Genomic DNA, 13171 nt, shown 5'->3' with positions numbered 1-13171 from the left:
CATACCGGCTATTCCGCTGCCGCCGGCAGGCGATCCGCTTTGGAGATTCGCGCCGCGCAGAACTTGAACTCCGGGATTTTGCCCCAGGGATCGAGCGCCGGATTGGTGAGCAGATTCGCCGCCGCCTCGGCGTAGCAGAACGGCATGAACACCATGCCCTCGGGCACGTCGCGATCGGCGCGCACCTTCGTTTGCACCACACCGCGGCGGGTTTCCAGCAGGATCGTATCGCCGGCATCCAACCCCTGGCGCCGCAACTCGCGCGGCGACAGGAACGCCATGGCTTCCGGCTCCAGCGCGTCCAGCACGCCGGCGCGGCGCGTCATCGCGCCGGTATGCCAGTGCTCCAGCACCCGCCCGGTCGATAGCACCATCGGATAGGCGTCGTCCGGCACCTCGTCCGGCGGCTGGACATGGGCCGGCACGATCTTGCCGCGTCCGGTCTTGGTCGGGAATCCGGCGGCGAAAATGATTTCGTTGCCCGGCTTGTCCGGCGCATCCACCGGATAGGTGACGGCGCCCTCCCGCTCCAGCCGCTCCCAGGTGATGTTGTTGAAGGACGGCATAGTCCCGGCCATTTCGTCGAAAATGTCGGCCGGGCCGGCATAGTTCCAGTCGAGGCCGATGCGGCGGGCGATTTCCTGGATGATCCACCAATCCTGCCGCGCCTCGCCGGGAGGGGCGATCACCGGGCGCGCGATCTGCACGCGCCGGTCGGTGTTGGTGAAGCTGCCGGTTTTTTCCGCGAAGGCCGATGCGGGCAGCACCACATCGGCGTGGAACGCCGTCTCGGTCAGGAACAGGTCCTGCACGACCAGATGCCCGAGCTTCGCCAGCCCTTCCCGCGCGTGGCGCAGATCGGGGTCGGACATCGCGGGATTTTCGCCCTCGATATACATGCCCTTGATCGTTCCGGTATGGATCGCGTTCATGATTTCCACGACGGTGAGGCCGGCATGGGGGTCGAGCTTCATGCCCCAGCGCGCCTCGAACGCCTGACGGATCGCCGGGTCGGCAACCGGCTGATAGTCAGGGTAGACCATCGGGATCAACCCGGAATCCGATGCGCCCTGCACGTTGTTCTGGCCGCGCAGCGGGTGCAGGCCGGTGCCGGGCCGGCCGATCTGGCCGGTGATCAGCGCCAGCGCGATCAGGCAGCGGGCATTGTCGGTGCCATGAACGTGCTGGCTGATCCCCATGCCCCAGAAGACGATCGACGCGCGCGAGCGGGCATAGAGCCGCGCCACCTCGCGCAGCGTGCTCGCGGGAATGCCGCAGATCCCGGCCATTTTCTCCGGCGGGAAATCCTTGATGCGCTGTTTCAGTTCGTCGAAATTCTCGGTCCAGGCGGCGATATACTGCTCGTCGGTCAGGCCCTCGTCGATGATCGTGTACAGAATCGCGTTCAGCAGGGCGACATCGGTGCCGGGCTTGAACGCCAGGTGGTGCAGTGCGAGACGGGACATCGACTGGCGGCGCGGATCGATGACGATCAGCTTGGCGCCCTTGTCCTTGACCGCGTTCTTGATGAAGGTCGCCGCCACCGGATGGTTGACGGTCGGGTTGGCGCCGATCACCAGAATGACCTCGGCATCGAGAGCGGCCGAAAACGGAGCGGTGACCGCGCCGGAATTGAGCCCCTCCATCAGCGCCGCCACCGACGAGGCGTGGCAGAGCCGGGTGCAGTGATCGACATTGTTGGAACCGAAGCCGGTGCGCACCAGCTTCTGAAACAGATAGGCTTCCTCGTTCGAGCCCTTGGCGGAGCCGAAACCCGCCAGCGCGGCCGGGCCGTGCTGGTCGCGCAGGCGCCGCAGCCCGTCCGCCGCGCGGTCCAGCGCTTCCCCCCATGTCGCTTCGCGGAAATGGCTGAAGGGATTGGCGGGGTCCACCTGGTCTTCGGCGTTTTTCGCCACACCGTCCTTGCGGATCAGCGGCCTGGTCAGCCGATGCGAATGGTGGATGTAGTCGAACCCGAAGCGGCCCTTGACGCATAGCCGCTGGTGATTGGCCGGGCCGTCACGGCCCTCGGCATAGACCAGCTTCTCGTCCTTGACGTGGTAGCGCACCTGGCAGCCAACGCCGCAATAGGGGCACAGGCTGTCCACCATGCGGTCCGGCCAGGCCACACGGATCTGGCGCGCGTCCAGATAGGCAGCGGGCATCAGCGCGCCGGTCGGGCAGGCCTGCACGCATTCGCCGCAGGCCACACAGGTGGATTCGCCCATCGGGTCGTCAAAATCGAAGACGATCTTCGCTTCTGCGCCGCGCCCGGCCATGCCAATCACGTCGTTCACCTGGACTTCCCGGCAGGCGCGCACGCACAGATTGCACTGGATGCAGGCGTCGAGGTTCACCCGCATCGCCGGATGGCTGGAATCCGGCGCCCAGCGATCGCTGTGCGGCAGGCGGCTCACGGTGATGTCCTGGCGGTCGGCCCAGGCCCAGAATGTCGAGGTCGGGTCGTGCGAGGTCTGCCGCGCCGGCTGGTCCGCGATCAGCAGTTCCATTACCATCCGGCGCGCTTTCCGCGCCCGTTCGGTCGCGCTGCGCACGCGCATGCCGGCGGCGGGCTTGCGGGTGCAGGACGGTGCCAGCACGCGCTCGCCCTCGATTTCCACCATGCAGGCGCGGCAATTGCCGTCGGCGCGGTAGCCGGGTTCCGGCGCGTAGCAGAGATGCGGAATCTCGCTGCCCAGCCGGTTGGCGACCTGCCAGATGGTCTCCGCCGGCCATGCCTCGACGTTTTGTCCGTCAAGCTCGAACAGGATCGGGTCGCTCATTTCAGACCTCCTTCCGTCTCGAATGCTTCTGGAAAATAGCGGATCACGCAATCGACCGGGTTGGGCGCGGCCTGACCCAGGCCGCAGATGGAAGCATCACGCATCACCGCGGACAAGTCGCCGAGCAATTCACGGTCCCAGACTGGCTGCTCCATCAACATGCGCGCCTTCTGCGTGCCGGAGCGGCAGGGCGTACATTGACCGCAGCTTTCGCTTTCGAAAAACCGCATCAGGTTGCGCGCCGCTTCGCGCACATCGTCGTGGTCCGACAGGATCACCACGGCAGCAGAGCCGATCAGGCAGCCGTATTTCTCCAAGGTGCCGAAATCGAGTGGAATATCCGCCATCGTGGCCGGCAGGATGCCACCCGACGCGCCGCCCGGAAGATAGGCCGTGAAGCGATGGTCCGGCTGCATTCCGCCGCAGAATTCGTCGATCAGCTCGCGCACCGTGATGCCGGCGGGCGCGATCTTCACGCCCGGCTCCCTGACCCGCCCCGACACCGAGAAGCTGCGCAGCCCCTTCGATCCGTTGCGCCCGTGGCCGGCCCACCAGGAAGCGCCTTTTTCGATGATATCGCGCACCCAGAACAGGGTTTCCACGTTGTTGATCAGCGTCGGGCGGCCGAACAATCCCACCTGGAACGGGTATGGCGGTTTCTGCCGCGGCAGGCCGCGCTTGCCCTCGATGCTTTCCAGCATCGACGATTCCTCGCCGCAGATATAGGCGCCGGCGCCGCGCCGCAGATGGATGCGCGGGCCGCCGGCAGGCAGCTTCTCCAGCTCCCGGCGCAGGATCTCGCGACCGATCGGGTATTCGTCGCGCAGGTAGACATAGATGTCGTTCACTTCGGCAACATGGGCACCGATCAGCATGCCTTCCAGCACGCGATGCGGATCGGCGTAGAGAAAATAGCGATCCTTGAAGGTGCCGGGTTCGCCTTCGTCGGCGTTCACCGCCATCAGGCGCGGGCCGGGCTCACCGAGCACCGAGCGCCACTTGCGCCCGGTGGGGAAACCGGCACCGCCGAGACCGCGCAATCCGCCCGCCTCCAGCGCGGTCAGCACCGCCTCGGCCGGCAGCACGCCCGAGCGCACGCGCTCCAGCAGCGCATAGCCGCCACCGCCCAGATAGGCCGCGTAATCGATATAGGCCGGAATTTCCGGATGCGTGTGCCCGCTCCGCACCGCCTGCTCAACGGCGGTCACATCGGCGCGATGGACGAAATGGTGCCCGATCTCGACGGCGGGCGCCTGATCGCACAAGCCGACGCAGGGCGCGCGCACCACCCGCACATCGGCGCCGAGGCTCTGCCGCAATTCCCCCAGCAGTTTCTCCGATCCGAGCAGGGCGCAGGCGATGCTGTCGCAGACGCGGACCGTCAGCGGCGGGATCGGTGCATCGGCTTCCTTGACGACATCGAAATGCGCGTAAAAGGTCGCGACCTCATAGACTTCCGCGAAGGCGAGACGCATGATGTCGGCCAGCGCGGCCAGATGCGCCGCCGAAATTTGTCCATAGGCGTCCTGGATCAGATGGAGATGTTCGATGAGCAGGTCCCGTCGGCGCGGCCGGTCGCCCAGGAGGGTTTCCACCTCGTCGCGCGCGTGGGGATCGACGATGCGCCCTTTTGGGGTCGCCTTGGCTTGCTTCTCTCCCGCTCCCGGATGGCGGAACGACCGCAATCGGGAGAGAGAGGTTTCGTTCACCTGCGCTTCATGACCATCCGAATGTTCCATATTCGCGCTTTCCGTTTCCCACCGATCGTTCCAGGGTGAAGCGGGCGAGCCGCTTCGTGCTCGAACGGTTTTTCGCAACCCGTTTTCAGGGCAGCTATATATGATGTATGTTGTATACGTTGCTTATGGCGCGTGCAAGACATGGATGGGATTTCGAATGAAGAAGATGACCACATGCGAGTGATCGGGCTGGCCGGATGGAGCGGGTCGGGCAAGACCACGCTGCTGTGCCGGCTTCTCCCTCTGTTGATCGGGCGCGGAGTGCGGGTTTCGACGCTGAAGCACGCGCATCACGATTTCGACGTGGATCAGCCGGGAAAGGATTCCTGGGTCCATCGCGCGGCGGGCGCGACTGAAGTGCTGGTCGCTTCAGCCCGGCGCTGGGCGCTGATGCATGAGCTGCGCGGAGATCGGGAGCCCAGCCTCGCGGAACTCCTGGATCGCATGAGTCCCGTGGATCTCGTGGTGGTCGAGGGTTTCAAGCGGGAGCCGCACCCGAAAATCGAAATCCACCGGCAGGGGACCGGGAAGCCGCCGCTGCATCCGCATGATCCGAGCATCGTCGCGATCGCCTCGGATACCGCTTTCCCCGCCGCCGGCGTGCCGGTGCTTGGGCTGGACGATGTGGCGGCAATCGCCGACATCGCGCTGAGCCAGGCGCGATCGGTTGGAGCGATCCCGTGGCGCATGACGGCGGAAGATGCGTGTCATGGCCCAGCTATCGGATGATTGCTTCGCCTTCGGCGGCGCGCTTCTGCCTATCGAGGAGGCGATGCGGATCATCGCCGCCAATATCGGCCCGGTCGCATCCACGGAAACCGTAACGCTGGCCGATGCCGACGGTCGTGTGCTGGCTGGGGACATCGTGGCGCCGATCGACCTGCCACCCTACGCCAATTCGGCGGTGGATGGCTATGCCGTTCGCTCCGCCGATCTGCGGGACCGGACGGTTTTGCCGGTCGAGGGACGGGCGGCCGCGGGCGATCCGGCAGGGGTTGCGCTGCGCGCCGGGACCGCAAGGCGGATCTTCACCGGCGCCATACTGCCGGAGGGTGCCGACACGGTGTTCATGCAGGAGGATGTGCGGCTGGACGAGGCCGGCCGGGTTCATCTGCCGCCGGGACTGCGGCGCGGCGCCAACACCCGCGCCCAGGGCGAGGATGTGCGGGCCGGCGCGACCGCCCTGCCGGACGGGCGGCGCCTGCGGCCGCAGGATGTCGCCCTGGCCGCTTCGCTCGGCCTGCGCGACCTGACGGCGCGGCGGCCGATCCGGCTGGCCCTGTTCTCGACCGGCGACGAAGTCGTCGACCCTGGCACGCCTCTGGCACCAGGCAAGCTTTACGATGCCAATCGGATTTTGCTCGCGGCACTGGCCCGTCGCGCGGGAGCCGAGGTGACGGATTTCGGCATCCTGCCCGACAGCGCCGGGGTGATCACCGGGGCTTTGCGCGATGCTACGCGGACGCACGATCTGGTTATGACGTCCGGCGGGGTTTCCGCCGGTGACGAAGATCACGTACGTCGCGCGATCGAGGCGACAGGCCATCTGGTGTTCTGGCGGCTGGCGATCAAGCCGGGACGACCGGTCGCGATGGGCGTCATCGACGGCACGCCACTGGTCGGCCTGCCCGGCAATCCGGTCGCGGCGTTCGTGACCTTTGCCGCCGTGGCGCGGCCGCTGATCGCGGCGCTTTCCGGCGCCGCGCCGCCTGAGCGGATCGCCCTGCCGGTCCGCGCCGGCTTCAGCCATCGGAAAAAAAGCGGACGGCGCGAATATCTCCGGGTGCGCCTGATCCGCGCCGCCGACGGAGAACTGGAGGCACGGAAACATCCGCGCGACGGCGCCGGAATCCTATCCTCCCTGACCGAAACCGACGGGCTTGCGGAGCTTGCGGAACCTGTCACGACTGTGGTTCCCGGCGATGTCGTCGGATATCTGCCTTATGCCGGCCTGTTTTAGAATCCAGGAAATCTAACGGGAGAACGCGTCATGAAATTTCGGGCCTTGCTAACAGGTGCTGTCGGCTTGCTGCTCGCGGGCGTCGCGCCGCCCGCGCTGGCGGGACAGACGGTCCTGACGGTTTACGCGGCCGGCACGCTTGCCCCGCCGTTCCGGCAACTGGACAAGGTTTTTGAAAAACGGCATCCGGGCGTCGTGGTTCAGCCGGAATTCGGCGGCAGCGTGATGCTGGCCAAACGGATCACCGAACTGCATCACCGCGCCGACGTGTTCGCGTCCGCCGATTATCACGTGATCCCGGATTATTTTTTTCCCGAATCCGGCCGGAAGGGTTTCGCGAGCTGGTATGTCGGCTTCGTCGGCAACGCGATCACCTTCGCGTATACGCCGAAAAGCCGGTTCGCCGGCCAGATCACGCCGAGCAACTGGTATAAGGTGCTGGCGCGGCCCGGCGTTCAGATCGGCCGGTCGAACCCGAATACCGATCCGTCCGGCTATCAGACCCTGCAGATGCTGAGCCTGGCCCAGAAATTCTACCATGCGCCGGGGCTCAAGGCCAAGGTGCTCGCCAATGCCCCGCCGACCAACATGCGGGATACCGAAACCGCGCTGCTGTCCGCGCTGCAGCTCGACCAGATCGATTATCTCGCGATCTACCGGTCCGACGCGGTCCAGCTCGGGCTGAAATATCTGCCGCTGCCGGCCAGGATCGATCTCAGCGACCCGAAGGACGCCGCGATTTATAAAACCGTGACGGCGCAGACCAAGAACGGCAAGCTTCCGGGTAGCCCCATCGTCTACGCGGTGACGATTCCGGCGAATGCACAACAGAAAACGCTGGCGGCGCAATATGTCGCACTTCTGCTCGGGCCGAAGGGGCGGGCGATCATGGCAAAAAACGGTTTCAACGTGATCGACCCCGCCTATGGCATGGATATCGCGAAAATGCCGGTAAAGCTCCGCCCGCTGGTGAAACCGTGGCCGGCCTGGTGAGCCGGAGCTGATGCTGCCCCGGCCGCGCGGCGTGCTGCTGACGTCGTGGCTGCTCGGCGGCGTCCTGCTCGTCTTCATCATCGTGCCGCTGGCGCGGCTGATTGGCAGCCAGTCGGCCGGCAGCCTGATGCGGGTCGCAGCGCGGCCGGATGTCAGGCAGGCGATCCTGCTCAGCCTCGAAGCGGCGCTGCTGGCCACCTGCGTCGCGGCGGTCATCGGCGTTCCGCTGGCCTACGCGCTCGCCCGCGCCGAATTCCCCGGCAAGGGCATCGTCGGCGCGATCGTCGATATTCCGCTCGCGGTGCCGCACACGGTGGCGGGCATCGCGCTTCTGTTCGTGTTCGGCCGGCGCGGCATTTTCGGCGGATTCGCCGATCGCTGGCTCGACCTGCGATTCTGGGGCACGATCGCCGGCATCGTGGTGGCGATGCTGTTCGTCTCCGCGCCCTATGCGGTGAACGCGGCGCGCATCGGGTTCGAGGCGGTCGATCCAAGGCTGGAAAAAGTGGCGCGCACCATCGGCATGGGACCGTGGAGGGTTCTCTGGACGATCACGCTGCCGCTCGCCTGGCGCGGCATCGCGACCGGGCTGACGCTGACCTATGCCCGCGCGATCAGCGAGTTCGCCGCCGTGGTGATCCTGGTCTATTATCCGATGACCGCCCCGGTGAAGATCTACGAGCTGTTTCTGCGCTTCGGCCTGAACCGGGCGGCGGGCATGGCCACGCTGCTGCTGGCGATCACCCTGGTTCTGCTGATCCTGTTCCGCTATGTCGCCTATGGCCAGAAGAAAGCGACCGGGTACGGCCGATGACTCAAGCGACCACCGCGGTCGAAGGCGTTTCCCTGCGGCTCGGTGGGTTCTCGCTCAGGGATATCGATCTGACCGTGGCGCCCGGCCAGATCCTGGTGATTCTCGGCCCGAACGGTGCCGGCAAATCGGTGACCTTGGAAACCATCGCCGGATTTCACCGCCCAAAAGCTGGGCGGATCGTCATCGGCGGTCGCGACGTGACCGATCTGCCGCCGGAACGGCGCCGGGTCGGCCTGCTGTTCCAGAATTTCGGGCTTTTCCCGCATCTGACGGTGGCCGCGAACATCGTCCTCGGGCTTCGCGCGGGCCGGAAACCGGCGATGCGGCCGCATGACCCGGCGCTTGCCCCCCTGCTCGCCCGGTTTCACATCGATCACCTCGCGGATCGGCTGCCGGAGGATTTGAGTCCCGGCGAAAAACAGCGCACTGCCCTGGCGCGCGCGCTGGCGATGCAGCCCGATCTTTTCATGTTCGACGAACCGTTCTCGGCGCTCGATGCACAAAGCCGCGAGACGCTGCGCGAGGAACTTCGTGCATTCCTGCGCGAAACGCGGATTCCGGCGATTTTCGTGACCCACGATCAGGCGGATGCGGCGACGCTGGCCGATCGGCTTGCCATCATGAACCACGGCGCGATCGTGCAGGAAGGGCCGGCGGCGGATCTGTTCAAGGCGCCGGCCAATGTTTTCGTCGCCGATTTCGTCGGCATCGACAATCGGCTTCCCGGCCGGGTGATCGGTAGGGCGGGCGATCGCTGGCGGATTGATGTGGGCGGCCGGCTTCTTCTTGCGCGGGACGATCGCTTCGCCGGGGAGACGGACGCGAATGTCTTCGTGTGCATTCGGGGCGAGGATGTCGTGCTGCGCGGCGCCGGGATCACCGAGTGCGGCAATGCCGCGACCAATCGCCTGACCATGCGCGTGGTTGGGGTGAGTGGTCTCGGCGCGTTCCGCAAGGTCGCGCTCGATGGCGATTTTCCTCTGGTCGCTTATCTCACCAGACGCGATACTGAAAAACTTGGCCTCGCGCCCGGCGACGATACGATCGTCGAGATCGACCCCGAGGCGATTCACCTGCTGACGGATTCCGGCGGCAACACAATCCAATGGTCAAGACCTGACGCTAGTACCCGTGCGTAATGCCTGCTTCCTCGGACGCGGCAGGTCGCCGGGGCGATCTGTTCCGCCCCAGGACCCCACTCCAGTCCCATCGCGCATCCTTCCATTCTTGCGACAAGAATGCACCATCGAAGTCCTGGACTAGGTGCGTACCCAATAGGGCCACACCGCTATTGGGTACACACCCTAAACAACTAAGCTGATTGCACTCAATGCGAATCGGTGCCGAAGAGCGCGGCGACGGCAGCTTCGTGAACGGAAGGATCGCCCACCGCGAGCATCGAACCGTCGCCGTCCAAGGTCAGGCGCCTGCCCTGCCAGTCGGTCGCAATTCCGCCGGCCGCCTCGATCACCGGCGCCAGGGCGGCCCAATCCCATAGTTTCAGGTCAGCCTCGGCGATCACATCGATCTGCCCGAGGGCGAGCAGCCCGTAAGCATAGGCATCACCGCCCCAGCTTGTCCGACGGCAGGCGGAAGCAAGCTTACGGAACCGCGCATACTGCGCCGCGTCGAGCATATCGGGCGAAGTACAGGACAGTTCCGCCTCCGCTAGCGAGGCCACGCGCCGGCAACCCGCCACGCCGCCATGGGCACCGGTGAAGCTCAGCCTGCCTCCTGCCGCGAGCCAACGTTCGCCGGTAATCGGCTGATCGATCAGGCCGAGCACCGGCACGCCATGATCGAGCAAGGAAATCAAGGTCGCGAAGGTCGGGCGTCCGGTGATGAAGGCGCGGGTGCCGTCGATCGGGTCGATCACCCAGGTAAACCTCCCGGCACGCTGATCGCCCCCCTCTTGGCCGCCAAGTTCCTCGCCGATCATGCCGTGATCGGGAAAGCGCGTCCGCAATATTTCCCGAATCGCCACTTCGGCGCCTTTGTCGGCAGCCGTCACCGGGCTCGCGTCGCTTTTTGTCTCTACCCCCACCTGGGCACGAAAATACCGGCGGATCACCGCGCCGGCTGCGTCCGCCGCCGCCTGGGCCGCGGCGACTTCGGCATCGAGACTCACGGCAGCTTGGCGGGGCTGGCCGATTGCGAATTCAGATAGGCGATGACGTCCGCGCGGACCTGATTGTTCTTGATTCCCGGATAGGCCATGTGGGTGCCGGGCGCATCCTTCATCGGGGCGAACAGCCATTCGTTGAGTTTGTGCGGCGTCCAGTTGCCCTTGGCGATTTTTTTCACATCGTCCGAGAAAGAATAGCCGGGTTTGGCAAACATCGGCGCGCTCGCCACGCCATACAAATTCGGGCCGACACCGTTCGCTCCGCCCTTGGTAACGGTATGGCAGGCCGAGCATTGCTGCTGAAAGAAGCTCTGCCCCTTGGCGATGACCGCCTTGGCGTAGAGCGCCTTGATCGATGGCGCGCCGCTGCCCGAAGCCGCCGCCGGGCTTGGCTTCGCTCCGCCAGGGCCGGGCTTGGGCAACGGGACCGGGCTGGGCGACAAAGTGCGCAGATAGGCGATGGCGTCGGCCCGCACCGCGTCGTTCTTGATGCCGGGGTAGCTCATGCGGGTGCCCGGCACGTCATCGTCAGGGTCGAACAGCCACTCGTTCAGCTTCTGATAAGTCCACTTACCCTTCGCCTTCTTTTTCGCCGCCGAAGAGAAGGCATAGCCGGCCTTGGCGAACATCGGCGCGCCCACCACGCCGTACAGATTCGGTCCGACGCCGTTCGTCCCGCCCTTGGTCAGGGTGTGGCACGCCGAGCACTGCTGCTGGACGAAGCTCATGCCCTTTTTCACGTCGGCCTTGGCAATCAGCCCGTCGATCGACGGCACGCCGCCCGCCGCCGTCTTCGCGGCACCCGCGCCGGCGATGGCGATCACCGGCTTTTTCGGTGCCTCGTGATTGGTGAAGAACATGGAGATATGGGTCGCGACCCAGAACACCAGACCGGCCGAGAGAATCCCCCCCGCGATCTTGTTCAGCAGCAGCGGATCGCGGCCTTTCCTGCCGTGACCCTGGGTCTGCTCGTTCCGGGTGCTCATGCCAGCGCGTCCTCCAAAGCTTTACGGGGCGATGTATAGCGATTTAGGAAAGTGCGACAAGCGATAACCCGACCCCGCGCAAGGAGGCTGCCATACCGTCCCCTATCGTCATGATCCCGGCACGGCTGGGCTCGACCCGCCTGCCCGGCAAGCCGCTGGCGGATATCGGCGGCGTGCCGATGATCGTCCATGTGCTGAAGCGCGCCGAACACGCCGCACTGGGGCCTGTGGCGGTCGCCTGCGCGGAATCCGCGATCGCCGAGGCGGTGACGGCGGCCGGTGGCCGCGCGGTGCTGACCGATCCCGATCTCCCGAGCGGGTCGGATCGGATTCATGCGGCCCTGGCGGCGATCGACCAAGGCGGACGGCACGATGTGGTGGTCAATCTGCAGGGCGACCTGCCCGGCATCGAGCCCGAAACGCTGCGCACCCTTCTCGCCGTGCTGGATGATCCGCGCTTCGACATCGCAACCCTGGTCGCCCCGATCGCCAGCGAGGCAGAGGCCGAGGCGCCGTCGGTGGTGAAAGCGGCCTGCGGCTTCGGCAATGGCGCACCTGTCGCCCCAGTTTTGTATTTCTCGCGAAACCGCATCCCGTCAGGCGTTGGGGCATTGTGGCACCATGTCGGCGTCTATGCCTATCGCCGCGCGGCGCTGGAGCGCTTCGTGAACGCGCCGCCCTCACCGCTGGAACAGCGCGAAAAACTCGAACAGCTCCGCGCGCTGGAAGCCGGAATGCGAATCGGCGCGGCGCGGATCGCCCGTGCCCCGTTCGGCGTCGATACGCCGGAAGATCTCGAACGCGCCCGAAAGGAATTCGCACCATGACCGCCCTCACAACGGACCGCATCGCATTCCAGGGCGTGCCTGGCGCCTATTCCGACCTTGCCTGCCGCACTGCCTTTCCCGCGATGGCGACCCTGCCGTGCCAGACCTTCGAGGCTGCGATCGATGCGGTACGCAACGGCGAGGCGTCGCTCGCCATGCTGCCCACCGAAAACTCGCTCGCCGGCCGGGTACCGGACATGCACACGCTGCTGCCCGATTCCGGCCTGTCGATCGTCGCCGAGCATTTCCAGCGGATCGAACACTGCCTGTTGGCGCCGAGCGGCGCAAAACTTGCGGGAATTAAACGGGTGCATTCGCACGCAGTGGCGCTCGGCCAGGTGCGGGCGCTCATCCGCGAACTGGGCGCCGAACCGGTGGTCGAGGCCGATACGGCGGGCTCCGCCGAACTGGTCGCGCGCTGGAACGATCCGGCGAGCGCCGCGATCGCGTCATCCCTCGCAGCCGAGATTTACGGGCTGGATATTCTGCGCCCCAATGTGGAAGACGCGGCGCATAACACCACGCGCTTCTACGTCATGGCGAAAACCCCGCGCCTGCCGCCGCCCGAAGCCGAAAACCTGATAACGAGTTTCGTATTCCGCGTCCGCAACGTGCCGGCGGCGCTCTACAAGGCGCTGGGCGGATTCGCGACCAACGGCATCAACATGACGCGGCTGGAGAGCTACATGGTGGGCGGCCTTTTCGCCGCGACCCAGTTTCTCGCCGAAATCGACGGCCACCCCGAGCAGCGTGGGGTACGGCTCGCGCTGGAGGAACTCGACTTTTTCTCACGCGAATTCCGCATTCTCGGTGTCTATCCCGCGGCACAGTTCCGCCTCGCCCAACGTGTGGCAATTCAGGGATCGGATTGAACGCTGAGGTTGAGTTTCGTTAGAAATCACTGAATCCATTTCATTTGTTATCCGATTCTGTTGCTTTTGCTT

General features: G+C 65.6%; 11 protein-coding genes. 7 read left to right on the top strand and 4 right to left on the bottom strand.

All coding sequences use genetic code 11. The features are described from left to right. Positions 1-8 precede the first annotated feature (8 nt). Positions 9-2783 (bottom strand): formate dehydrogenase subunit alpha, encoded by a 2775-nt coding sequence (gene fdhF, locus AiwAL_RS09505; protein WP_262312597.1) that lies wholly within the window; start codon positions 2781-2783, stop codon positions 9-11. Further along, positions 2780-4522, bottom strand: a complete 1743-nt coding sequence (locus AiwAL_RS09500) for an NAD(P)H-dependent oxidoreductase subunit E (protein WP_262312596.1) — start codon at positions 4520-4522, stop codon at positions 2780-2782. Before AiwAL_RS09500 ends, fdhF begins: the two co-directional genes overlap by 4 nt. 174 nt (positions 4523-4696) lie before the next feature. Between AiwAL_RS09500 and mobB the strand changes: the two genes are divergently transcribed. From mobB to AiwAL_RS09475, 5 genes are read left to right on the top strand one after another with little or no spacing between them, the layout of a single operon-like run. Beyond that, complete coding sequence (mobB, locus tag AiwAL_RS09495) at positions 4697-5251, top strand: molybdopterin-guanine dinucleotide biosynthesis protein B (protein ID WP_235704222.1); 555 nt, start codon at positions 4697-4699, stop codon at positions 5249-5251. Continuing rightward, positions 5232-6482: a gephyrin-like molybdotransferase Glp gene (glp, locus tag AiwAL_RS09490; RefSeq protein ID WP_262312595.1), complete on the top strand. Its 1251-nt coding sequence runs from the start codon at positions 5232-5234 to the stop codon at positions 6480-6482. Before mobB ends, glp begins: the two co-directional genes overlap by 20 nt. 30 nt (positions 6483-6512) lie before the next feature. After that, the gene (locus AiwAL_RS09485) at positions 6513-7475 is read left to right on the top strand and encodes an extracellular solute-binding protein (protein ID WP_262312594.1); all 963 of its coding nucleotides are present in this window, start codon (positions 6513-6515) and stop codon (positions 7473-7475) included. A 10-nt stretch (positions 7476-7485) separates the two neighbouring features. Beyond that, positions 7486-8289 carry an ABC transporter permease gene (locus tag AiwAL_RS09480; protein WP_262312593.1) on the top strand — a complete coding sequence of 268 codons (804 nt, stop codon included), beginning with the start codon at positions 7486-7488 and terminating at the stop codon, positions 8287-8289. After that, entirely contained in the window at positions 8286-9428 is a 1143-nt protein-coding gene (locus tag AiwAL_RS09475) for an ABC transporter ATP-binding protein (protein ID WP_262312592.1), read from the top strand. Before AiwAL_RS09480 ends, AiwAL_RS09475 begins: the two co-directional genes overlap by 4 nt. 188 nt (positions 9429-9616) lie before the next feature. On the opposite strand, the gene AiwAL_RS09470 is transcribed toward AiwAL_RS09475, so the two are convergent. Beyond that, positions 9617-10417 (bottom strand): inositol monophosphatase family protein, encoded by an 801-nt coding sequence (locus AiwAL_RS09470; RefSeq protein ID WP_262312590.1) that lies wholly within the window; start codon positions 10415-10417, stop codon positions 9617-9619. Next, a complete protein-coding gene (locus AiwAL_RS09465) occupies positions 10414-11400 on the bottom strand; it encodes a cytochrome c family protein (RefSeq protein WP_262312589.1) in 987 nt (328 codons plus the stop codon). Before AiwAL_RS09465 ends, AiwAL_RS09470 begins: the two co-directional genes overlap by 4 nt. A 92-nt stretch (positions 11401-11492) precedes the next feature. On the opposite strand from AiwAL_RS09465, the gene AiwAL_RS09460 reads away from it, so the two are divergent. Together AiwAL_RS09460 and AiwAL_RS09455 are read left to right on the top strand one after the other, a co-directional pair. Further along, positions 11493-12227 carry a 3-deoxy-manno-octulosonate cytidylyltransferase gene (locus AiwAL_RS09460; RefSeq protein ID WP_235704266.1) on the top strand — a complete coding sequence of 245 codons (735 nt, stop codon included), beginning with the start codon at positions 11493-11495 and terminating at the stop codon, positions 12225-12227. Next, positions 12224-13099: a prephenate dehydratase gene (locus tag AiwAL_RS09455; RefSeq protein ID WP_235704229.1), complete on the top strand. Its 876-nt coding sequence runs from the start codon at positions 12224-12226 to the stop codon at positions 13097-13099. The genes AiwAL_RS09460 and AiwAL_RS09455 overlap by 4 nt, the downstream gene beginning before the upstream one ends. Positions 13100-13171 lie beyond the last annotated feature (72 nt).

This window comes from Acidiphilium sp. AL (assembly GCF_025499445.1).
Taxonomy (GTDB): Bacteria; Pseudomonadota; Alphaproteobacteria; order Acetobacterales; family Acetobacteraceae; genus Acidiphilium; species Acidiphilium iwatense.
Note: the sequence above shows the minus strand (reverse complement) of the source record. Positions and strands in the feature narration are given on the sequence as shown.